This window comes from Rhizobium sp. 9140 (assembly GCF_900067135.1).
In the GTDB taxonomy this organism is placed as follows: domain Bacteria; phylum Pseudomonadota; class Alphaproteobacteria; order Rhizobiales; family Rhizobiaceae; genus Ferranicluibacter.
This window is the reverse complement of the sequence record NZ_FJUR01000005.1, coordinates 179716-202169: the sequence shown is the minus strand read 5'-3', so window position 1 is coordinate 202169 and position 22454 is coordinate 179716. Positions and strand designations below refer to the sequence as shown.

General features: G+C 58.3%; 21 protein-coding genes and 3 pseudogenes. 15 read left to right on the top strand and 9 right to left on the bottom strand.

Annotated features, from left to right (window positions below; genetic code table 11):
• From GA0004734_RS26640 to GA0004734_RS24835, 6 genes and pseudogenes are all read left to right on the top strand, one after another.
• Positions 1-659 (top strand): annotated as a pseudogene (locus tag GA0004734_RS26640) (integrase); the annotation flags it as partial.
• Positions 660-770: 111 nt separating this feature from the next.
• Positions 771-2366 carry a hypothetical protein gene (locus GA0004734_RS24845; RefSeq protein ID WP_245292641.1) on the top strand — a complete coding sequence of 532 codons (1596 nt, stop codon included), beginning with the start codon at positions 771-773 and terminating at the stop codon, positions 2364-2366.
• 69 nt (positions 2367-2435) lie between these two features.
• The gene (locus GA0004734_RS26835) at positions 2436-3446 is read left to right on the top strand and encodes a hypothetical protein (protein WP_348626128.1); all 1011 of its coding nucleotides are present in this window, start codon (positions 2436-2438) and stop codon (positions 3444-3446) included.
• Positions 3443-3811, top strand: a complete 369-nt coding sequence (locus GA0004734_RS26830; RefSeq protein ID WP_348626127.1) for a hypothetical protein — start codon at positions 3443-3445, stop codon at positions 3809-3811. Before GA0004734_RS26835 ends, GA0004734_RS26830 begins: the two co-directional genes overlap by 4 nt.
• A 212-nt stretch (positions 3812-4023) precedes the next feature.
• Positions 4024-4602, top strand: a complete 579-nt coding sequence (locus GA0004734_RS26825; protein ID WP_348626126.1) for a hypothetical protein — start codon at positions 4024-4026, stop codon at positions 4600-4602.
• A gap of 320 nt (positions 4603-4922) precedes the next feature.
• Positions 4923-5825: an ArdC family protein gene (locus GA0004734_RS24835; protein WP_092938354.1), complete on the top strand. Its 903-nt coding sequence runs from the start codon at positions 4923-4925 to the stop codon at positions 5823-5825.
• A gap of 124 nt (positions 5826-5949) precedes the next feature.
• Here GA0004734_RS24835 and GA0004734_RS24830 read toward each other — a convergent pair.
• A pseudogene (locus GA0004734_RS24830) lies at positions 5950-6413 on the bottom strand (Lrp/AsnC family transcriptional regulator).
• Positions 6414-6577: 164 nt separating this feature from the next.
• Between GA0004734_RS24830 and GA0004734_RS24825 the strand changes: the two are divergent.
• The 4 genes and pseudogenes from GA0004734_RS24825 to GA0004734_RS26225 all read left to right on the top strand — a co-directional run bounded on the left by GA0004734_RS24825 (position 6578) and on the right by GA0004734_RS26225 (position 8980).
• Complete coding sequence (locus GA0004734_RS24825) at positions 6578-7126, top strand: LysE family translocator (protein WP_245292640.1); 549 nt, start codon at positions 6578-6580, stop codon at positions 7124-7126.
• 58 nt (positions 7127-7184) lie between these two features.
• Positions 7185-7394 (top strand): annotated as a pseudogene (locus tag GA0004734_RS24820) (zincin-like metallopeptidase domain-containing protein); the annotation flags it as partial.
• A gap of 645 nt (positions 7395-8039) precedes the next feature.
• Positions 8040-8351, top strand: coding sequence for a DUF736 domain-containing protein (locus tag GA0004734_RS24810; RefSeq protein ID WP_003501768.1), 312 nt, complete (start codon positions 8040-8042; stop codon positions 8349-8351).
• Positions 8352-8806: 455 nt separating this feature from the next.
• Positions 8807-8980: a hypothetical protein gene (locus GA0004734_RS26225; RefSeq protein WP_167378263.1), complete on the top strand. Its 174-nt coding sequence runs from the start codon at positions 8807-8809 to the stop codon at positions 8978-8980.
• Between the two features lie 11 nt (positions 8981-8991).
• Here GA0004734_RS26225 and GA0004734_RS24805 read toward each other — a convergent pair whose 3' ends face one another.
• Entirely contained in the window at positions 8992-9477 is a 486-nt protein-coding gene (locus tag GA0004734_RS24805) for an NUDIX hydrolase (protein ID WP_080823872.1), read from the bottom strand.
• A 618-nt stretch (positions 9478-10095) separates the two neighbouring features.
• Between GA0004734_RS24805 and GA0004734_RS24790 the strand changes: the two genes are divergently transcribed.
• Positions 10096-10407, top strand: coding sequence for a DUF736 domain-containing protein (locus GA0004734_RS24790; protein WP_003501768.1), 312 nt, complete (start codon positions 10096-10098; stop codon positions 10405-10407).
• Between the two features lie 79 nt (positions 10408-10486).
• On the opposite strand, the gene GA0004734_RS24785 is transcribed toward GA0004734_RS24790, so the two are convergent.
• From GA0004734_RS24785 to GA0004734_RS24760, 6 genes are all read right to left on the bottom strand, one after another.
• Complete coding sequence (locus GA0004734_RS24785) at positions 10487-10780, bottom strand: recombinase family protein (RefSeq protein ID WP_234899606.1); 294 nt, start codon at positions 10778-10780, stop codon at positions 10487-10489.
• Between the two features lie 74 nt (positions 10781-10854).
• Positions 10855-12627, bottom strand: a complete 1773-nt coding sequence (locus GA0004734_RS24780) for an ABC transporter ATP-binding protein (RefSeq protein ID WP_137040031.1) — start codon at positions 12625-12627, stop codon at positions 10855-10857.
• Complete coding sequence (locus GA0004734_RS24775) at positions 12572-13894, bottom strand: glycosyltransferase (protein WP_092938665.1); 1323 nt, start codon at positions 13892-13894, stop codon at positions 12572-12574. Before GA0004734_RS24775 ends, GA0004734_RS24780 begins: the two co-directional genes overlap by 56 nt.
• A 69-nt stretch (positions 13895-13963) precedes the next feature.
• Entirely contained in the window at positions 13964-14560 is a 597-nt protein-coding gene (locus tag GA0004734_RS24770; protein ID WP_080823875.1) for a glycine-rich domain-containing protein, read from the bottom strand.
• Positions 14561-14597: 37 nt separating this feature from the next.
• Positions 14598-15200 carry a glycine-rich domain-containing protein gene (locus GA0004734_RS24765; RefSeq protein ID WP_080823876.1) on the bottom strand — a complete coding sequence of 201 codons (603 nt, stop codon included), beginning with the start codon at positions 15198-15200 and terminating at the stop codon, positions 14598-14600.
• Positions 15201-15308: 108 nt separating this feature from the next.
• Positions 15309-15974 (bottom strand): GntR family transcriptional regulator, encoded by a 666-nt coding sequence (locus GA0004734_RS24760; protein WP_167378264.1) that lies wholly within the window; start codon positions 15972-15974, stop codon positions 15309-15311.
• Between the two features lie 587 nt (positions 15975-16561).
• Between GA0004734_RS24760 and istA the strand changes: the two genes are divergently transcribed.
• From istA to GA0004734_RS24745, 3 genes are all read left to right on the top strand, one after another.
• Complete coding sequence (gene istA / locus GA0004734_RS24755) at positions 16562-18058, top strand: IS21 family transposase (protein ID WP_139056207.1); 1497 nt, start codon at positions 16562-16564, stop codon at positions 18056-18058.
• Complete coding sequence (gene istB, locus GA0004734_RS24750; protein WP_092930036.1) at positions 18055-18813, top strand: IS21-like element helper ATPase IstB; 759 nt, start codon at positions 18055-18057, stop codon at positions 18811-18813. Before istA ends, istB begins: the two co-directional genes overlap by 4 nt.
• 215 nt (positions 18814-19028) lie before the next feature.
• On the top strand, positions 19029-19784 hold the full coding sequence (locus tag GA0004734_RS24745; RefSeq protein WP_080823878.1) for a dienelactone hydrolase family protein: 756 nt from the start codon (positions 19029-19031) through the stop codon (positions 19782-19784).
• 118 nt (positions 19785-19902) lie between these two features.
• Here GA0004734_RS24745 and GA0004734_RS24740 read toward each other — a convergent pair whose 3' ends face one another.
• Positions 19903-20160, bottom strand: a complete 258-nt coding sequence (locus GA0004734_RS24740; RefSeq protein ID WP_080823879.1) for a WGR domain-containing protein — start codon at positions 20158-20160, stop codon at positions 19903-19905.
• Between the two features lie 245 nt (positions 20161-20405).
• Here GA0004734_RS24740 and GA0004734_RS24735 point away from each other — a divergent pair, with 245 nt between their 5' ends.
• Complete coding sequence (locus tag GA0004734_RS24735; protein WP_080823880.1) at positions 20406-21503, top strand: DUF3800 domain-containing protein; 1098 nt, start codon at positions 20406-20408, stop codon at positions 21501-21503.
• Positions 21504-22454 lie beyond the last annotated feature (951 nt).

The window sequence follows — 22454 nt, the reverse complement described above, 5'->3', positions numbered from 1 at the left end:
CAAACCAAGGGTGATCGCGGCCGCCAGATTCTTGTTCCCGCTCGACTGCTCGAGCAGGGTGCGCGCCTATGTCGATGTCGAACGTGCTCGTGCCGTTACGAAGTTCCAGCAACGCTCTGCATGGCGGTCGGTCGACCGACCGATCTTCGTTCATCGGGATCGGGATGCTGCCCGGCTGCGGTTGCTTGATGGCGGCGATATCGTACTCGACCTGCTCAACCCGGAGGAACGCGGTCGGATCATTATTTGCGACAGCGAGGGCACACCGAGCGAACCGGCGATATTATGGCTTTCGGAGATCGGCTTGCCGGTGCAGCCGAACTCATGGGAAGTCGCTTTCGCGCGTGCCTCCAGCCGGTGCAGATCCTTCGGTTTCGATATCAGCATCAGCCCGCACCAGCTCCGTCACACCTTCGCCGTTCACAATGCTGGCGATGCTCATTCAGCACCGCCTCCGCGATGCTGCCTTGCCTGCCGGGGCGATGGAGGGATATCGGCAAGTTCTTGGCGATCCTCTCCAGCAGGTGCAACGGCTTCTGGGCCATGCCAGCCTGACGACAACATATATTTACTTGGACCACATCGCGACGCGCGCCGATACCGTCGATGCGGCTGTTGAAGAACTCCTGGGACTGCTCCCCTCGGAGGCCATGCTATGAGGGGGCGCCCACGCAAGGGAACTGCGGTTCGCTTTGAGCCAGCCGATGGCGTTGTTCCTCCACACGCCAGCAATCCGGTGCTGGGTCTGCGCTTCAACATCGAGGCGCGCTATGGCGGGACCGTCGAAGTTGATCTTCGGCGAGCATCCGAGACCCATCGCCCTCGCGTTTGCAGGAGCTCTACGCCGGCAGTCCGAGCTCGGCGGTCCGCTCGGCGCGCGCAGCACGATTAAGCAGCATCTCTCGGCGTACCTTCGGTTTTTCGAATACCTGCGCGAGCACTCCACGGCAACCACGCCAGCCGGTCTGCGTATTCATGATATTAATGGGTATGAAGATTTCCTCGAGGCTGGCGGGATGTCTCCGATCCACCGACATGTTGTTCTTGCCAAAGCTATACTTGCCTTGCGCTCGATCGACGCCGACCAGCCAGGTCTTCTGGATGAAGGTGTTCGTCGTCGGCTGAGCTACACCAGCGCACACTCGGCCGGACGATCCAGACCACGTGATGCCTATAGCCCACTCGTTGCACGGCAGCTTCGCGATGCTGCCCGTGGCGACATCGCCAAGATATTCCGGCGGATCGGCAACCTGCTTGATGAAGACGACAACTATCCCAAGCTTCGCAGACTGACCGACGAGGCCAATGCCCGGATCGTCGCGTCCGGCAGGCTCAGCAGCGCAGACCCCTCCTTCAAAAAGCTCTATTTCATGAGGCTGCGTCGTAGTCTTCCGGTATCGGCACTTTCCGAGGATCTGCACGCCCGTTTCCATCTGCGCGCAATGGATATTCCGCCTCTACTGACCTTCCTGTCATTGGAGACTGGCCTCGAGATCGAGTGCTGCAAGGCATTGACGGTCGATTGCCTCCAGAACCCTGGACCTGGCACCGTCGAGATTGCCTATGTCAAGCGCCGGGCCCGCGGCGCCGAGCACAAACACATTCGCGTCCGCGATGGAGGGGCTGGAACACCGGGCGGTTTGATCCGCAAGTTGATCGAGGCCACGGCCTTCACCAGGCAGTTTGTCCCGAGCAATTGCCTTTGGCTTTACTACTATACCGGGCCAACGCAGCTCCGGGCGGGTATCGAGCATCCACAGGAGCTCGTCGACCGATGGTCCGCAGGCCATGGGATCGTCGATGACAAAGGTGAACCTCTTCGTCTCCTTCTTTCCAGGTTGCGCAAGACCCACAAGGCGCTCTGGTATCTGAAGACTGAGGGTCATATGACCCGCTTCGCCATCGGCCACACGCCGGAGATCGCCGCTCGCCACTACGCGGATATCCCCTCGCTGCGACAGCTACACGAAGCCACCATTACCGAGGCATTCTCAGAGGTCGCGGCCGCTTCAGGTCCGGTCGTTCTGGCGCCTACGGAGGAAGCTTCCTGGCGGCAATCCGATGCGAGGCCCGAAGCGAGCGAGAACATAGACGGCATCCTCAGTGGCGAGCAGGACGTTTGGCTGGCGGCATGCTCCAGGTTTGACCGCAGCCCGTTCGGAACCCCAGGCGAGCCTTGCCCACAACCGTTCTGGGGCTGTCTCGAATGCCGTAACGCTGTCATCACCGCGCGCAAGCTGCCGGCGATCATTGCGTTCCTACGGTTTATCGAGGAGCAGCGGGCGGGTCTCCGCGGCGGACTGGGCCATGAAGTTTGGACGTGCCCATGCTCGCATTGCCGGGCAGGTTCTGCCAGGATTCCCTGATAGTGTGGTTGCCGCAGCCCGTCGCGAGGCGGAAGTGTATCCCCTCTATCTCCCGCCAGAGGCCCGCCAATGACGGGACTATCGCCAGCCGCTTCCTCCCGGCATTACGAGCGCCCGGTTCTCGCGACCGCTCCGCTGAAGCCTGGTTTTGATCGAGACGCTCTGTCGCGCTACTGTGATCCGAGCTGGGATCTCGGCCCGGCCGTGTTTCGCGAGAGCGCCCGTCGCTGTCACGTCACCGTGCATTTCGGTTCGGTTGAGGATACGGGCGTCCGCGAGGCGTTGCGCGAACTCCTCTATGCCCGGCTGAACGTCGATCTGCCTGGCCATCGCAGGATCCTTCCTCCCGGCAGTGTCCGGCAGGCGTTCAACCGAGCGCGGCGCTTCTTCGATTTCGTGCGTGATGAACTCGGTGTTGTCGATCTTCACCGGGTCGATCAGCCACTTCTGGACCGCTATGCCCGCCATCTCAGTGCCGATCGTGCCCGCCGGCCCGTCATTGTCGCGCAATTATTGGAAGTACCTGCCGATCTCTTCTTCTATCGCGACCATCTGCCCTCCGGAGGACTGAGGTTTCAACCTTGGACCGGAAGATCACCAGCGCGTGTCGCGGGCTATCGTCAAGTCCGGGAGAACCGGACGCCGCGCATTCCCGAGACAATCATCTCACCGTTGCTCGCCTGGTCGATCCGGTATGTCACCAAGTTCGCCGCCGATATCTTCGCAGCCCGCGAGGAGTTGGACAACCTCGAAGCCCACTGCGCCTCACTCATCGAGCAGGACAGCGTTCTCGAACGTAAAGACCGGCGGCGCCAGCAGCGTAAGCGGCTTGAGGACTACTTCGGTCGGTTGCGCAGTGAAGGTCGCGGAGTGCCGGTCTGGGGCACTGCCCATAACGGTATATTTCTCCGGCATCCCGAGACAGGAGAGCTGTCGCCACCCGTCAACGCCCACCTGCTTCACCTGCACATCGGTATCGACACGCTGGCCGAGCCGAAGATGCACATTCAACTCACGAACGCGCTCCACGCCAGATCAGAGCTGCGGTGCTCGAGCTCGGTGTCGAGACTGGCGGCATGAATACGCCCGTCTCCATTCTTCCAGAGACCGGCAAGCCCTGGCGGTCTCGTTTCGACGCCAGGACCTTGGCGACGGAAGAGCGCATGCTGCAATCAGCAGCGTATATCCTTTGTGCCTATCTGACCGGCATGCGAGATTGCGAAGTCCAGGCGATGCGGCGCGGCTGTCTTTCCGTGGCGCGAAGCAAAGATGGCATGATCATGCGCCACTGCGTTCGATCCGTCGCCTATAAGGGCAAGTCTGCCGGGGCGAGCCTGCCGAGTGGGTTACCATCGAACCTGTCGCCAGAGCTGTCGAGGTTCTTGAACGCCTGTCTTTTCCGGCCGCCTCCGCCCGCGGCCTCACGACGCTCTGGCCCGTTCTGATCGCAAGGCCTGTTTGCAAGGACCACCTGTCCGCCGAGATCGTCCGCCAACTCAACCGCTTCCGCGACCACCTCAACGATCTTTTCGCCACCCCGGACACGCCGGCGGTCCCGAATGGGCCTGGTGATCAGCCTTGGCGGATCACGACGCGCCAGTTTAGGCGCACGATCGCATGGCACATCGCCAATCGTCCTTTCGGCACCATTGCCGGTATGATCCAGTACAAGCATGCTTCCGTCGCGGCGTTCGAAGGTTATGCCGGCTCGAGCCGATCCGGCTTTCGGGCCGAAGTCGAGAACCAGCGTAGCCTTGGCCAGCTCGATGACCTGTTGATCTATTTCGACGAGCGGCAGGCCGGAGCAAGGCTGTCGGGGCCTGCGGCGGCACGGATCGCAAAGACGCTCGACAGCGTTTCGGATGATCTCGGGCCGCTTCCGGCCATGATCGCTGATCGCGCCCGACTGCGCACCATGTTCGCGAGCCTCGCGCGGACCCTTCATGTCGGCGTGCTGGCGGATTGCTTCTTCGATCCCGGCACGGCCGTCTGTCTGAAGCAGGCCACCGGTTTCAAAGGGCCGCTGACCGCACTCTGCCAGCCAACCCACTGTCCAAATGCCTGTATTACCTCAAGGCACCGGCCAGCATGGGTCCGGTCCGCACAGGAAGCCGCAGACCTGCTGAAGGAGAAGCGGCTGTCCACGCTTCAGCGAAGCATCCTTCAGCAGGATCTTGAGCGGGCGAACGCGGTCCTGGCCGGCATAGACGAAGCCCGATCCGCACCTGGCTCCTGAACGGAGCCGGGTGGGCTCCTGCGCCGGGGGCCCGCCCGGCGAGCTCGGAGCGCGCGATGCCCGACGCATCCGCGCAACGGCTGACGCCGTCCTCCGCTTGCGCTTCGGCTCTGCGAGTGCACGGCCGCGCCTGAGACATCGCAATCCGCTGCTCCGACGCCGGGACAGGCCCCGGGCGGAGAAGGAGCAACAATCATGACAAGACAAAACATGAAGAACAGCCGCCCGAACGGGCGGCAGGAGAGGAAGAGGAAGGCCGGAGTCGGGCGGTCGGTTGAGGGGGCGAGAGAGGCTCGCGCCGCCGGCCGCGGAGATTCCCAATGCCCAGCACATCAGCATCCGTCCAGCGCGCTGACGTCTATTCTCGCGTCACGGCCGAGATCATCGCCGCGATCGAGCAAGGTGCCGGCGAATGGCGTGCGCCCTGGTTCCACAACGGCACCAGCATCGCGCGTCCGACCAACATCTCATCCGGCAAGCGCTATCGCGGCATAAACACGCTGGCGCTCTGGGCCGCAGGTTTCGCCGCCGGATATGGCGATGGTCTCTGGGGCACCTACAAGCAATGGCAGGATGCTAGCGCGCAGGTGCGTGAAGGCGAACGCTCCACCACGGTCGTCCTGTGGAGCGAGATCCGGTCTTCCAGGCAGGCCGAGAACCAAGACGATGATGACGGGCATCGGAGGATGTTCGCCCGTGCGTTCTCCGTCTTCAACGTCGCTCAGGTCGACGGCTACGAGCGCCCAGCGACTCCTGTACTGCCCGAGGCCGAACGCCTCGCCCACGCTGAAGCATTCATCGCAAACTTGGGCGTTGAGACCGAATTCGGCGGGTCGGAAGCCTATTACCGGCCCTCGGCCGACACGGTGTTCATGCCGCCCTTCACCTCGTTTCGCGATGCCGCGTCATTCTACGGCGTCTGGCTGCATGAGACCGGCCATGCCAGTGGTGCAAAACACAGACTCGACCGTGATCTTTCCGGGCGCTTCGGTTCGGCCGCCTACGCCGCCGAAGAATGCTGCGTGGAAATTCTCAGCGGGCTTGTCCTGGCTGACTTGGGGATCGCCCATCATCCGCGCCCCGACCACGCCGCCTATGTTGCCACATGGCTCAAGGTCCTGAAGGACGATCCCAAGGCCATCTTCACCGCTGCGAGCAAGGCGCAGCAGGCTGCCGATTGGATGCACGCTCAGCAGCCCCAAGTAGAGACAATGGCGGCGTGATCAACATCGCTTCGCCTCGTCGGGTTTGACCTTGATAGGGCCGAGGTGACCTCACTTCGGCCCGTTCGTGCGAGCACGGTTTTGGCAGGAGTGCGCCAACACCGGACATGGGCTTGCTCCGCGTTCAAACCGGAAGTGCAAAAGTCTGCTTGATGACCTCGCTCGGCACGTCTGTCTTCACCGACTGAATACCGTTCTTGCGCGTCAGGTGCGTGGACTGAAAGCGCCGGTAGTCATCGAGATCGGCGACGACAACGCGCAGCAGCGCGTCACTCTCCCCCAGCATGATGTAGCATTCAACCACCTCCGGTAGGCGTCGCATCGCAGCGATGAAGAGGTCAATCGTCTCGGCATCCTGCGCCGTCAGCCAGACCCGCGAGAACATCGACAGGGGAAGGCCGACCTTTGCCTGGTCGACAACCGCGACGTATCGCTTGATGACCCCGCCTCCTCCAAGACCTTCACCCGCCGAAGGCAAGGGGAAGGCGACAAGCCGACCTCCTTAGCCAGATCGATGTTTTGCATCCTGCCGTCACGTTGAAGAGCCTTCAGGATGCGCCTGTCGATCTCATCGAGCTTTTGAAACATACAAATTTGTCTTCCGTTGGCAGCAAATGCCAATATATTCACTCTGCAAGCAACATTAGCAACCCGATTGCGCTCGCATCCAGATACAACATCGATATGAACGCACATCTGCTCCTACTCTTTTCCGCCACGGTTCTGCCACTGATCTGCACGCCTGGCCCGACATGCTCTTCATCGCGTCCCAGGCTGTGTCCGGGGGATCGCGAGCAGGGCTTCGCTCAACGCTCGGCGTGGTGCTGGGCTATGGCGTTCATTCCCTTTTGGTCGCCCTTGGACTTGCCGCCGTCGTCGCGGCCTCTCCCGTCCTGTTCGAGGCGATCAGATGGATCGGTATCGCCTATCTGCTCTTCCTCGCCTACAAGCTCATCAGATCAGCCATGCAGTCTCAGGACATCGCCGTATCCGGGCGGAAGGTCGAGAACCAGCTTTCCAAGGGCTTCCTGACGGCGCTCCTGAACCCAAAGGGTATGATGATCTACGTCGCCATCCTCCCCCAGTTCATGGACCATCAGGCGGGCAACGTGACCTTACAAGCCATAAGCCTGTCTCTCGCGTTCATGTTCTGGTGTGCGGTCGTTTACTCGATCCTGAGCCTTACCTTGTCCCGTCTCGGCGGTGGCCACCTCAATGACAAGAAGCGCAGGTTGATTGACGGAACGGCGGGCGGAATGATCCTGCTGGCCGCTGGGTTCATGGCATCTGCACAGCGCTAGCTGATGACCGGTTTGGGTCGACAGCGGCTTTGCTGCTTGACTGTCAGGATATCTTGTCGAACTCGGCAGCTGCTTTTTATGTGCCGATCTGGGGATCGTACCGGAACTCGAGCCGCGGCCCGACCATGCCTCCTACCTTCAGTCATGGCTCGACGTATTGGCAAACGACACACGGGCAATCTTCCAAGCGGCGGCGCATGCGCAGCGCGCGGCAACTTTTCTCCACGGGCTGCAGCCCGTGGAGGAGGAGGCTCGGAAGGTGGCCTGAAGGTTTCCGCCTCGGATGGCGTCAAGGCCGGTCGCCTCGCTCAGCGGTGGCCGGCTCAATCATCGGGTTCGCCTCAGCCAGATAATCCTCGGCAATCCTCAAAACCAGCTTCCCCAAAAACGACGTTTGCCGGGTGTCGGGTTTCGGCCTACGGGATTGCTTGATCCCCACGATAGACGGACGGCATCCTGATGCTTTTGCTCCAGGCGGCAGGTCACAGGCACCTCTGCGACAGGACGATTGTTGCAAGCGGAGCCTGGCCGATGGTCTGCAACGAGTGTGCAAGTCTTTACGGTGGCTTTTGCAGAGGCTGCAACCCGCCGGGCCATTTGCTGGGGATTTGCATTATGGCGGTTCGCCATCGTCATATTCCTTTTCCCGTTTGGAAGGGGCTCCATAGGCGGGCTCGATGGGGCAGGTCTGACCGGAGAACGGCTTCGCCTCGCTCTTGATCCCGCAACGGCTCTGCAAAACTTTCATCCCCTGCCGGCTCACGCCGCCATTCCTCGCGAAACAAGAAAGTGTCTCCGCGCCGCCCTCCACGCTGTTCCGGCCCTTTGGGTGCGGTCCGATCGTCCCTGGCCTTTGCGACTGCCATCGAGGCCGCAATGGAGCGGCCCGAAACAGCAAAAAAGGAATATGACAATGGCTACCATCGGCACCTTCACCTCCACCGAAAACGGTTTCACCGGTTCGATCCGCACCCTCGCTCTCAACGTCAAGGCTCGCATCGCCCGCATCGAGAACCCCTCGGACAAAGGCCCGCAGTTCCGCATCTTCGCCGGCTCCGTTGAACTCGGCGCCGCCTGGCAGAAGCGCTCCAGCGAGAGCGACCGCGACTACCTCTCGGTCAAGCTCGACGATCCGAGCTTCCCCGCCCCGATCTACGCCACGCTGAGCGAGGTGGAAGGTGAGGATGGCTACCAGCTGATCTGGTCCCGCCCGAACCGCGACTGAGACCTGCAGGCCCCGCCGCCAGGGCGGGGCCAACCGGTCGCCTTGAGAAAGCCGGTAAAGGGCGTCCAGCCCGCTCCTTTCAACGCCGTTTCCGAAGGTCTGGAAACCAAAGCGGGAGTTGCCCGTGCCGTGAGGGTTTCGAGAATAACTGTAAAACCTCCAAAGTATCGAGGAGGTACTTACTGTTATCGACATCACCAGAAGACAGCGCCTTACGGAGTACGGTCGCGTCCCTGGTCGTGACGCGGGTTCTCTTCTTTCTGCCGTCCTACTTTACGGCTTCTCAGCCCGCCTAAAGGACAGCGTGGGCCCCCGATTTTGCCTCCGCTCCGGTTCCCTGCGCTCCGACAAAACCGGCACCCCACTCGCCGCCGCTGGCGGTCGCTTCGCGCTCCTTGACCCGGGCTTCGTGCGCACGTCGCCCCGTTGACGTCATCAAAAAGGAGACGATCAACATGACTACTCTCGATCAAATCAACGAACTGCGCGCCGAGCTTCGGAGCTGCTATTTCACCAAGACCGAACGCGCGATGGCGGAGGCCGAACTCGCCGCCCTGATCGCTCAGGCGCAAGCTGAGGATGAGCAGTTTGCTCGCGACATCGCACTCTATCTCGCTGACCTCGAATGAGGTCGGCTATATCATGTCTCAGGCTGGGCCGGCGGCAACATATCGATAAGAAGATGCCGAAGCGGCTGTTTTTCAGCGAACTCGGCTTGGATATGTCTTAGAACGTGACGCTGCCCTGCGAAAGGCACCAGGCTGATCGCAGTTTCAAATGGCACCCAGCAAAATTCGCTATGTTCCTCATTGAGAACAACGGGCGCTTCGCCGTTCGCGAACCCAACAAAAACAGGCAGCATACATATAGCGTCGCGATCAGCTTCATAGAATTGCTCGCAGATATCAGCCGAATAGAGGCTGTCGCAGATCAAGCCCGTCTCTTCCCTCACTTCTCTGAGGGCTGCCTCCCAGGCTTTTTCGCCGCTCTCTATGGCGCCAGCTACCTGACACCACTCTCCAATCAAAGTGTGGTTTCGACGAAGTAACAAGACCTTCGTTTCGTCGTTGACTACACGGAGAACGACAACCGAGACGGCAAAACAACGGATGGGGATATCAGTCATTCACGGTCTCCTGAAGATGCGAGCAATCCGCTAATAAAACAACACCGCGGCTTCGCCAATAATCATCTTGTTCAAATGCGTGATACTTCCAGATCGAGCGGGGAAACTGACGTAAGCGACTGCATCAACGGGCATCTGATCCCAACGAAGACGGACGGCATGCTGATGCTTTTTGCTCCAGGCGGCCGGTCACTGGCAACTTTATGACACGACGATTGTTGCAAGCAGAGCCTGGCCGATGGTCTGCAACGAGTGTGCAAAACTTCACAGTAGCTCTGGCAGATGCTGCAACCCGCCGGAGCCATTTGCTGGGGATTGCACTGTGCGGTTCGCCATCGTCATATCCCTTCTCCGTTTGGGAGGGGCTCCATAGGCGGGCTCGATGGGGCAGGTCTGACCGGAGAACGGCTTCGCCTCGCTCTTGATCCCGCAACGGCTCTGCAAAACTTTCATCCCCTGCCGGCTCACGCCGCCATTCCTCGCGAAACAAGAAAGTGTCTCCGCGCCCCCCTCCACGCTGTTCCGGCCCTTTGGGTGCGGTCCGATCGTCCCCGGCCTTTGCGACTGCCATCGAGGCCGCAATGGAGCGGCCCGAAACAGCAAAAAAGGAATATGACAATGGCTACCATCGGCACCTTCACCTCCACCGAAAACGGTTTCACCGGTTCGATCCGCACCCTCGCTCTCAACGTCAAGGCTCGCATCGCCCGCATCGAGAACCCCTCGGACAAAGGCCCGCAGTTCCGCATCTTCGCCGGCTCCGTTGAACTCGGCGCCGCCTGGCAGAAGCGCTCCAGCGAGAGCGACCGCGACTACCTCTCGGTCAAGCTCGACGATCCGAGCTTCCCCGCCCCGATCTACGCCACGCTGAGCGAGGTGGAAGGTGAGGATGGCTACCAGCTGATCTGGTCCCGCCCGAACCGCGACTGAGACCTGCAGGCCCCGCCGCCAGGGCGGGGCCAACCGGTCGCCTTGAGAAAGCCGGTAAAGGGCGTCGAGCCCGCTCCTTTCAACGTCGTTGCCGATCCTTCATGAACCGCAGCTCCATATCCGCGACCATGCCAAGGATCGTGATAACGAGCTGTCCGCCATCTCCGGCCGTTGAGACTTGCGGCTCAAGAACCCGCAGTGACGCACCCTTGCAGTCCAGTTCGTGGAGCCGATTGAGCACGTCGCGCGTTGATCGCCCGAGGATGTCGAGACGTAAAACGACAAGCTCGTCACCCGTGCGGAGAAACTGGAGAACGGTTTCCAGTTCAGTGCGCCCGTCTCGCAATGCGCCAAAGACTGTTTCGGATTGAATAATTTCGCAACCCGCTGCCTTGAGGCGCTCGAGCTGACGCGAGCATAACTTACGCGGATCATTGAGAGATCGCGTCAGGTCGGCAGGCTGTTTTGATCCTTCTCACGATCAAGCGCCACTATGGTGTCGGCTATTGCCGCCACCGCCTGATCATGGGTTATCAGCAATATCCCCCGGCTGACGGACAGCGACCTGATCAAGTTCAAAATCTCAGCCTTCGTTCTTTCGTCCAGTGCAGAGGTGGCTTCGTCAAAAATGAGTATGTCCGCGTCGCGATAAATCGCTCTTGCTATCGCCAGCCGTTGGCGTTCGCCGCCTGATAGTTTGAAACCCCGCTCCCCTATTTCGGTGTCGTAACCATCAGGGAGGCCCAAAACAAGATCGGCAATTTCGGCTGCTCTGACGGCTGCTTCCATCTTCCTCTGATCGGGGTTGGACGAAAGGCTGATATTGAAACCAAGGCTTTCGCGAAACATTACCGCATCCTGCGGGACGACGGCGATCTTTCGACGAAGTTCAAGACCGTTGAGCTCGTTGATATCCACGCCATTGGCGCGGATATTGCCTTCGCTTAGGGGCAACGACTTCAAAACGAGACGGACTAGCGTTGATTTTCCGCTGCCAGATTTCCCAAGCAAAGCAGTAATCTTGCCTTTTTCGACCCGCAAGCTGGCATTACGGAGCGCCCATCGACCATCAGGATATTTGTAGCTCACTTTGTCGATGTCAATCGCCGAGAGAGCATCAACTGGACCGAGAGAACGCTGATCCGCATCCCTATCCTCAGCAAAAACTTCCAGAAACCGTTTAACAGATTCAAAGGACTGCCTGGTGTCACGGTACGAAAAACTAAATCCTTCCATCGTTCGGAAAAGCTGCAATATGTAGGTGTTCGTCAGGACGAGAGCGCCGACGGACAACTCGCCTAATACAGCCCGCGTAGCTGACAGCCACAGGGCGGCAGCAAATCCACAAAGCAGAACGGCAGATAGGGTGATGCCAAGAAAGCCGCGACTGAAGTAGAATTTTCGGAAGCGCAGATGAACATCATGCAATCGTTCGCGATATGATCTGACGATCTCATCTTCGATGACAAGTGTCTTTATCCCTTCGGCGTTCAATATTGCATCGCCGGCCGCGCCTTGGGCCTCAATCGAGACATTCAACGCCATTTTTAGTCGTCTGCTCGCCCATTCGGCACCAATGACAAGTGTGAGAACGTAGAACACAATCGTAGCGAGGATTATTGCGGATATGTCAGCATCAACAAATGTGAAGACAGCGGCCGATGTGATGAGGATTTCAAATATTAGCGGAGAAAGCTGGGTAAACACCATTCCGCTGAGTGTTTGAATCCCGGCCAGACCTTGGCCGACAATTGAATCAAGTCGCCCCATCGAGCGGTTGACATGAAAGCTGACCGGAAGATTCAGCAAATGCTGAAGGTAGGTTTCACGGACCGAATTTAGTATTCGGTTCTCGGCGGGCTGATAGATGAGCCAGCGCTGCTCGGTAAGGAATTTGGAGATGCCGAGCGCGATTAGGGAGAGCAGGACAAAAATCAACGCTCCCGAAGTTACCGTGCTTTCCGACGAGAGCGCGTCAACGGCTTTTGAAAAAAGAACCGGCGAGATCGCCAGCAGGACGCTAGCAAGGAAAGAAAGCACAATGCTCAGAAACAGGAACACGAATATCGTTCGGCTGCTTTGAAGCGCCACAATGGAACGCAACAATGCCTTGGCCGCCGCTTTCTGATCGACTTGCCCTGGAGATTCATCGAAGCCTGATAAACTAGCCGACGGCCGCTGAGCGATATTCATTGCCAACCAATCCTTCAGCAATTTCAACGATAGGATCTCCAATGGGGGCTCGCGCTTCAAGGACCCGCGAAAGCGCCTTGCTGTGATGGATCAGGCACTGCCGCAATTCGGAGCTCGCGATCAGATCGGCGATTCCTTTTTCCAATTGCGCGACGTCTTGCGGATCATCGATCTTCAGGACGTTGACCCGATCCACGAGTTGGCTTCCAAAATACACCTTCTCATAGATTTCCCCACTGAGGATTAAGGGGGATCCGCAGGCTATTACCTCGCGCGGGACTTGTGGAGTGTGAAATGTTATTGGGAAACGATTTTCCAGAAACGCCACCGCCGAGCACGACCGGATAAATCCTGGCACCCGCCATGGAGCTACTGGCGGCAAGACAATGGAGCGGCCTCGCATGTTCTGTCTTTCGGACAGATATTTGAACGCATGGGCGAACCTCTTTGGCGTCGCGCTCCATAATGCCCGATAAGATACCTTGATCCCCTTGCTTGCGAGAGCGTCGATTGCGTCGATGAGGTTGTAAGTGCCTTTAACTTCCGCGATTTTCCCATATGAGCCGATCGCAGGGTCATCACTTTCCAGGCCTGCGCGATTCCATGCGATCAGCTTTTGATAGGTGTCGTCATCGAAGCCGTAATTCGAGAACCACTCCTCCGACCGGGCGACGAGCTCGGGCAAGTCGAAAACTTGTGAAGGATCGCAAAACGATCTGTGCAGGGCCCTACCCTTGGCCCTGAATACGGCATCGTCCCTGACGCCGGCTTGTTTCAAAATAGTCTCGGTTTGGGCGCTCTTTCCCGTTATCACGGCCGCGGCCTCCGATAGAAATGCATCATATGCGATGCCCAGGGTTGAGACATTCCGCAGTCGGCCCAGATCGCTACCTGCATGCCGCAGAACTACCGGGACATTATACATCCTTCCGAGCAATGATGCCGCGACGCCGTAAGGTTCGAAGTACCAGCCGATGATTATATCAGGGACTTTGCGCTTGATGCTTTCAAGGCCCGCACCAAGCATCTGGGTTAAAAACGGAGGCGCCCAGGGGATATATGATTGGGTTGGAATGCTCTCGACATTATGAATTGTGCCGCCTCGCTGCTGAAAGACTTCTATCTCGTCGTCAGCTTCCATTGTCATCTGGCGAAACCCATATTCCATCGCCTCCGCATTGGTGATGACGTCGATGGAGTGTCCGGCGTCCAGAAAGTCACAGGCGGCTAGCCACGTGCTGCGAGAAACTCCCCCTTGAATGGGTGGAATTTTTCCAAAAAGAAGAACATGCATTTGAAACCTCCTCAGCCGATCCACCTCGGCTATCCGCCCGAGGTGGACTTTCGGCGAATGCATCGGCGATTAATGGACGGTGCAGCTCTGGCCGGAGCAACTATTGCAACCGCTGCACCCTCTGCAGGCTACCGATTCCGGGTCGCCGTCGGGCCGCGGCCAGTAGGCGGCAGGAGCCGGCTCGTTGAACACCTCCTCGTAGTCAGTAAGAAAGGCGAGGTAGTGCTCGAAGGTTCCTTCTGACATCTGGCCTTCGACCTCCGGCACATGGTGCAGGAACCGGCCCGCCACGGCATCGCAGAAAGCGGCATATTCTCGAGTGAAGATGACGAAGGTATGCCACAGTTCGTCGACTGCGCCGGTCATTCCGTAGAATTTACCGTGCTGTGTCGCTGTCCCGCAAAGCGCGAGAAAGCGCAACATTTCGCGTCGATGATCCTTCGCGATCTCCATCGAAAGCCCTTCTTCCTTGCAATAGCGAGCAAGGATCGGCTCAAGAGCGAAGCTCTCGGCAACTTTGGTCCGCCGACGAGCGTCTTTGATAAAGTCGGGGATGGTTGAAGCATATCCGACTGTTTGCTTTGTCGCCGCATCGGCGTCAGCAGGTTGCATTCCAGCCGGGGCGCTGGCGACAGCATTGCGGTCTTCGATCGCTTCTTGAAGCATCGTTTCATCTCCTAATTTGTTCAACTCGATGGGGTCGTCAGTGTACGGTGCAGGAGCCTCCGCCACCGCAGCTACTGCAGGCGCTGCAACCCTTACAGGCGACCGACTCTGGATCGCCCTCGGGCCGCGGCCAGTAGGCGGCAGGAGCCGGCTCATTGAACACCGCCTCGTAGTCGGCGAGGAAGGCGAGGTAATGCTCGAAGGTGTTTGCGGACATCTGGCCCTCGACCTCCGGCACGTGATGCAGGAACCTCCCCGCCACGGCATCGCAGAAAGCAGCATATTCACGGGTGAAGATGACGAAGGTATGCCAAAGTTCGTCGACAGCGCCGGTCATCCCGTAGAATTTGCCGTGCTGTGTCGCTGTCCCGCAAAGCGCGAGAAAGCGCAACATTTCGCGTCGATGATCCTTCGCGATCTCCATCGAAAGCCCTTCTTCCTTGCAATAGCGGGCGAGGATCGGTTCGAGCGTGAAGCGATCTGCCATTTCGGCGCGCCGCCTTGCATCTTCGACGTAACCGGGAACAACCTGTGCATGGCCGCTGGCGATTGCTCCGGAACTGACTTTCTCCGGGGAGGTAACGGTTGATGGGGGTGGCATGGCAACAGCCTGCTCGCCCGGGATTTGCGTCTGGGTCATATCTTTCCTCCTTTTCACTGACCTTTTCAGTGGCTAGGAGATTTTGACACACGATTCTCAGAGGAAGAAGCGCCATCCCTATATTTTAATGAAATTAAACAAATATAATCATGATATAATTGTATTATATACTTGGCTCTTCCGGGTGTTTTCTACAAATAAGTGGTATCTATCTTTCAGTTTGGAAATATTGGCCCTTTGAAAATCTCTGTTTGTTCTGTATATCTTTGCGTACTCGCGATTTATAACCATCGCCTTCATGTCGCGGATATATTCCGCGATCAAAGCGATATCGTCCCTCAGTTGAAAAGTTTGGAATCGAAAGGGCCGGGTGCGCCTCAGCTCTCTAAGAAAGCAACCATAGAAGTGCTCCCTCAGCAGTCGAGACGCAAAAAGCTCCAAAGCTTCATCAACAGATCTAGCCGTAATGTTTTCGTCTTCGGCGATGCTCATGATAATTTCATCATCGGGTAGATTGTCTGCCGGCTTCGTTGCTATATTTATTCTCAAATTGAGCTGATAGATGTGGTAAATTATGTCATAACTGTCGACCAGCGTATTCAAGCTAATCAGGGAGGGCATAAAGCCTCTCGATCTGTTGTATTCCACCAGGTCTTCCGCCGAGAGACGGATTAACGCTTCTCTGACTGGAAGCGCGCTAACTTTATGGAATGTGGCTAAGCTCTGAATGTGGATGAACGAGTTTGCTGGAAGTCTGCCATCGAAGATTTGCTCTCTAATGGAGAGATACACATGATGGTCAGCGCTATTCAACCCGATCCCCTTTCCAGGTCCAAGGATTGCAAAGAGCGTTCAGCGATGGTCGAAGCTCACAATATGGGAGCTGGACACAAGATTTATATGCCGAACTACGCTGAAATTCAATTCCTTGTTTGTGTCGGGATAGCTGCCTAAACTTTAGCGTTATTTTTCAGCCGATGCGATGAGAGCACGATGCTTCTCACCATTTCGTTCCGTTGGGGTCTCGCATCAACATACAAGGAGCTACGGTTCCATCTCTTTTGTTTGATTCACGCTCTCGAAATTGCAATCTTGTTACGTTGCGGGATCGCCATTCGTTGCGGTAGCGGGATGGAATGGTAGTGTTTCGACCTCTGACACGCGGTGACCTTCTGGAGCTCCGAGGACGTTCGCCGATCGGGAGTTGCGACGCTGATTATCATTTTCCGAGGCCGACTTGGGCTGACCTACCGATTGCTGTTGTTGCAAATCTACCTATGAGAGCGGCGGTGCAAAATTAGACCACGGTAGCGGCGGGATTGTCCCGCTTCGGGCGGCGTAAAAGTCGGCCACCTATTTCTCTTCTGCAATGAGCGCAGGAGGGCCTGGGGATCTATACCGTGGAATTATATCTGAAGGTTCGACTGGCTTGCTCGGAAGGCATGAGCCGGCGTCAGGCTGCAAAGCATTTCAACATATCGCGCGACAGCGTTTCCAAGATGCTGTCCTATTCGACGCCACCTGGCTATCAGCGACAATCACCGATCCGGCGGCCCAAGCTGGATGCGTTTGTCTCGACGATCGATCACTGGCTGGACGAAGACAGACAAGTGCCGCGCAAGCAGCGCCATACGGCCAAGCGGGTGTTTGACCGGCTTCGAGACGAATGCGGGTTCACTGGCGGCTATACGATCATCAAGGATTACATGCGCGAGCGGGATCAGCGCCGCCAGGAAGTGTTCGTGCCGCTGTCGCATCCGCCCGGCCATGCGCAGGCCGATTTCGGTGAGGCGATGGTGGTCATCGGCGGTGTCGAGCAGAAGGCGCATTTCTTCGTGCTCGACCTTCCGCACAGCGACGGCTGCTACGTGCGGGCCTATCCGGCGGCAGTGGCCGAGGCCTGGGTCGATGGCCATGTCCATGCGTTCGCTTTCTTCGGCGCCGTGCCGCAATCGATCGTCTACGACAACGACCGTTGCCTGGTGGCGAAGATTTTGCCTGACGGCACCCGCAAGCGCGCGACGTTGTTCAGCGGCTTCCTGTCCCACTACCTTATCCGGGATCGCTATGGCCGTCCCGGCAAGGGCAACGACAAGGGGAACGTCGAGGGTCTCGTCGGCTATGCCCGGCGCAACTTCATGGTACCGATCCCGCAGTTTGCGACATGGGAGGCGTTCAACACCTTTCTGGAGGAGCAGTGCCGGAAGCGCCAGCGCGACAGGCTGCGCGGCGAGAGCGAGACGATCGGCGAGCGCTTGCGGCGCGATCTGGCTGCCATGCGCGCCTTGCCAGCCTCGCCATTTGATGCCTGCGACCAGGCAAGTGCCAAGGTGACGGCGCAGTCGCTGGTGCGCTACAAGACCAACGACTATTCCGTCCCGGTCGCCTATGGCCATCAGGATGTGTGGGTGCGCGGCTATGTCAACGAAGTGGTCATTGGTGGCCGTGGCGAGATCATCGCCCGCCATCCTCGGTGCTGGGAACGGGAAGACGTCGTCTTCGATCCTGTCCATTACCTGCCGCTGATCGAGCAGAAGATCAATTCGCTGGATCAGGCAGCGCCCCTCCAGGGCTGGGACTTGCCGCAAGAGTTCGCTACGCTGCGCCGGTTGATGGAAGGCCGCATGGCCAAACACGGCCGGCGTGAGTACGTGCAGGTCCTCCGCCTGCTGGAGAGCTTCGAACTCGCCGATCTGCATGCGGCGGTGAAGCAGGCGATCCAGCTTGGCGCCATTGGCTTTGACGCCGTCAAGCATCTGATCCTGTGCCGGGTGGAACGCCGGCCGCCCAGACTGGACCTGTCCATCTACCCGTATTTGCCGAGGGCGACGGTCGAGACGACATCGGCGAAGGCGTATATGCGTCTCCTGTCGTCGGATGCGGGAGAAGTCGCATGAACACCCAAGCACCCGAGATCCTTCTCACCCATTATCTCAAAACCCTGAAGCTGCCGAGTTTCCAGCGCGAGTACCAGAAGCTGGCCCGGCTGTGCGCCACCGAAGGCGTCGATCATGTCGGATACCTCACCCGGCTTGCCGAGCGGGAGATGATCGAACGGGACCGTCGCAAGGTCGAGCGTCGCATCAAGGCGGCCAGGTTCCCGGTCGTCAAAAGCCTCGACAGTTTCGACTTCGCCGCCATCCCAAAGCTGAACAGGATGCAGGTGCTGGAACTGGCGCGCTGCGAATGGATCGAGCGCAGGGAGAACGTTATCGCTCTCGGCCCCAGCGGCACGGGCAAGACCCATGTGGCGCTCGGCCTCGGCCTGGCCGCCTGCCAGAAGGGCCTGTCCGTTGGGTTCACGACAGCGGCCGCACTGGTCAGCGAGATGATGGAGGCGCGCGACGAGCGGCGTCTCATCCGGTTCCAGAAGCAGATGGCCGCCTACCAGCTGTTGATCATCGATGAACTGGGCTTCGTGCCGCTGTCAAAGACCGGCGCGGAATTGCTGTTCGAGCTGATCTCGCAACGATACGAGCGAGGCGCGACCCTGATCACCAGCAACCTTCCTTTTGACGAATGGACGGAAACCTTGGGGTCCGAGCGCCTGACCGGCGCTTTGCTCGACCGCATCACCCATCACGTCAGCATCCTCGAGATGAACGGCGACAGCTATCGTCTCGCCCAAAGCCGCGCCCGAAAGGCCGGCTGACGCCCTTCGAAAATCGCAACGCGCGCATGAGACCCCCGCTCGGGCCTAAGCCCTCCCGGCGGTCTCATGCGCGCGCCACAAGTGGCCGACTTTTGCGCCGCCGCGTGGCAGGATTTTACTCCGCCGTTGACAACCTATTCTGCGACTTGCAATAGCACTAAAACAAATGTCGCTCAAAACGAGGATTTTGCGGCGATTGCACACAAGACAGGTTCATGCGTCCATTCAACATTATTATCGCGGCCCTGGCCCTTTCACTTCTTCCAGTCGGGGCCAACGCTCAAACAACTCGACAGCAATTCACTGTGCCGACAGCCAGCGGCGCGGTTCTGGTCGAGAGCGTCGGAGGTTGCGCGAGCGCAATCTGCCCGGCCGTTCTGATCTTGAGCGGCAGCAGAGGGTTTGGAGCACCCGTTTATGACGAGATCGGCCAGACGTTCCGGGCGGCGGGCTTGAATCCCTACTTGGTTCATGTCCTGTCTCCGACCGACGTCGACGCCATCGCGAAAGCGGGCAGCGCGCGAGGGCGCATCGCCTATTATGCGCAGCGGTTGCCGGACTGGATTTCCGCCGTTCAAGGTGTAGCCGCCCATCTTGAGGGGCAATCGCGCCACGGCGGTAAGATCGGCGTTCTTGGAATCTCCCTTGGCGCGCAAATTGCTTCTGCGGCTTCGGCCGGGCGAAGCGACATTGACGCTCTGGTGCTGGTCGATGGCGGTTTCCCGAATGGCTATTCGCAGCCTGTCCGCTCATTGCCGCCCCTCCTTTTGATTTGGGGCAACGCCGACCAGACTTTTCCCGTGTCGATCGGCCGGGAGCTGCAAAGGTCGGCGCAGCAGCTTGGCGGGCCAGTTACGCTTGACGTTTATGAGGGCGGCGCGCACGACTTTTTCTTGAGATCGGGAACCCGGAACGCTAGCGCAGCTCACCAGCGCGCGGCCCATTTTCTGCTGTCGCATTTGTCGCGATAATCCCTAAGGTCCGCGAGGAAATCCTAGGCGTTAAATCACTAAGGAAATTTCCGTCGGAAAACTCAGACAAAAAAGTCGGAGCTTGTGACCAAGGCGTGCGGGCGCCAGCTATAGGAAGTCAGTCTTCCAGACGGTGGCGTAGTCGATAACCCCTTGCACGTTTTTGCCGGGCAAGGGCGAGGAAGAGGTCGACGGCGTCTTCTTCCCGGTCGAAATGGTGCTTCTTACTCTGCCCATTTTTTCCGATGCGCCCCCACGAGCGTACCAGGCACGCCTCTCCAAACAATGTCGTCGTAATTTCCAGCGTATAGTACCGCGCCATGTTTTTCGTGGCGTCGACGCGTTCAATATGAAGACGATAGGGCTGCGTGATCATGATCGCAGAATCCGAAATTCTTCACTTCGCGTCCAATGAGAGTTTTGAATCGAAAGAGCGCAAGTGATTCATTTCGTTGACGTGATCTGGGCGAGACGCCGCGGGCGCACGGCTCTAGCCGCATTGCGGCCCGAAGCCGCAAGCGGTCTCGCCCATTCGGGTGACGATCCTCTCGCCGAGTGCAAAGCACTTGCCAAACTAGCAGCCGACCGCCAAGCTCGGCGGGCAACAGGGGTTTTGACGGAATGACAGACGTAGACGATCTTCGCGATCTGGAAATTCGCATGCACGGCCTGGAACGGGCCGATGTCGTCTACACGCTCTATTATGATGAGACCAACAATCATCGAAAGCTGCATTTCACCGCGAACGGCTTGAATGTCAAAGATCCTGGCTGTTTCGTGCTGGCGGGTGTGGCAATCCCCGGCGGCGTTGCCGTACCGGACATTGAGGAGTTAAGGCGTGTTCTCTACCTGCAACCGACGACCGCAGAGATCAAGCTCACCCACGTGGCCAAGGGGGACTTCATTCAGGTCTTGCGCTCCCAACGTCTTGGTGACTTTCTCGACTGGATTGAGGCAAAAGGCCTCTTCATCCACTACCAATGCCTCGACCAACTCTACTGGTCGATCGTCGATATCGTCGACAGCGCGATTTCGGCAGCGGACCGGTTCGACTTGGCTCCCGTCCTCCCGCCATTGAAGGATATGTTGAACATCGCGCTCCGCCGCGACTTCAACACCACGCTGTCACTGTTTCGAGCCTTCAATTACCCGGCCATCGATCCGAAGGAAGGACCGCGATTTTACGAAGCCCTGAGAACAATCCTTCAGCGACAGGCTCGCCATCTCCATCCTGTTTATGGTCAGATGCTGGATGGTCTTTTTGAAGCAGCTGCCGAAGGCGACGAGTTTCCATTCATCGAAGGCACGCCGGAAGACGGACATGTTCTCATCGAAGGTTTTGACATCTTCTTCCGTCATCGCCTGACGATCCTGGGAAAGTCCGACCATGTCCTCGATGTAGAAGAGGTGGTGCGCGAGAAGTTTCAGTCGTTCCCTCTTCCTTCCAATATTACGTTTCGATTTTCCGATTCCAAGCTTGAGCCCATGATACAACTGTCGGATATCACCGCCGGTCTGCTGGGAAAATTCTTCAATTATCTCGTTCTCACCGACACGGCCAAGATCCGAAATGATGTGACTGCTCTCGATGAACGGCAAAAGTCGAACCTCGCAAAACTTGGCGCTCATCTCGCGCGCGCAGCAGCGGAGAACAGGGCGTTGGCACACCGCGTTATGAGTCTGACGGATATGGCGAAGTCGGACCTGCTGTTTCCCTAGCATGGATGCGCGGACTATCCGCCACCTCCATGGCATTTCTTGTATTTCTTTCCTGAACCACAGGGCCAATTCGCGTCCGTTGGCCTTGCGGGGCATTGTTGGTGATGGAGTCTCGAAAGGCCGCCATGCGCTGCTGGAGATTATCGGGAAGCTGCAGCTGGGGCGGAGGCCCGAAGCGCTTTAACTGCGCGATAATGCGCCGTTGCTCGGTGAGTTCGGCCCGTCCTTGTGGGGAGAGACCGGCTTCGTACGGCGCCAGTCTCTCCATTTCCAAGTCGGCCCGGGGAAAGTCGCCACAATAGGCGAGCACAACCGCGTAGTGCGAGCGAACCGGAATCATGTAGCTTGCGAGTTTCAGTTCCAGCAAATTGGGCAGAAGATTTGTTTCAATTATCTCACGCGCACCAATATAGTCATGTCTGTTCATAAACTCGTCGACGAGGTCCTGGCCGACCCGGATCAACGATTCGGGCGAGTTCGCCATCGCATAAAATTTTATGGCGTGCAGGCGAGCGAAGGGCGAGATCTGACCCTGCGCCGTCTTGATTTTTGCCAGAAGATCCAGGCAGTCGGCGAGGTGCTTGATGTCGTCCTCGACAGTAGGCGTCTTGGTCAGGAGGGGATATAGCTGCGGAGGGTTGAGACCGACAACCGTCTCCGGCCTGATGCCCAGCAGTTTGAAATATTCGTCCATAACCTGCAGGATCTGAGATTCTGCAACGTCGTATTCGCCCAGAAAGAACATTGAAGATGCGACGTTGTAACGAAAGATCCGGCTGTGGGCGGGTGTGTTTCGAAGGCCAGCCCGCACGCTGTTCATCAATCTTTTCGCGCCTTCCGCATCTCCCTCCTGCGCAAGAAGTGTCATTTCCTTCATTCCCACAGCCAAGCGCTCGTCACCACCAAGCTCGAACTGCTCAGTCAGGCGCTTCATCTCGTCTATGTGTTTTC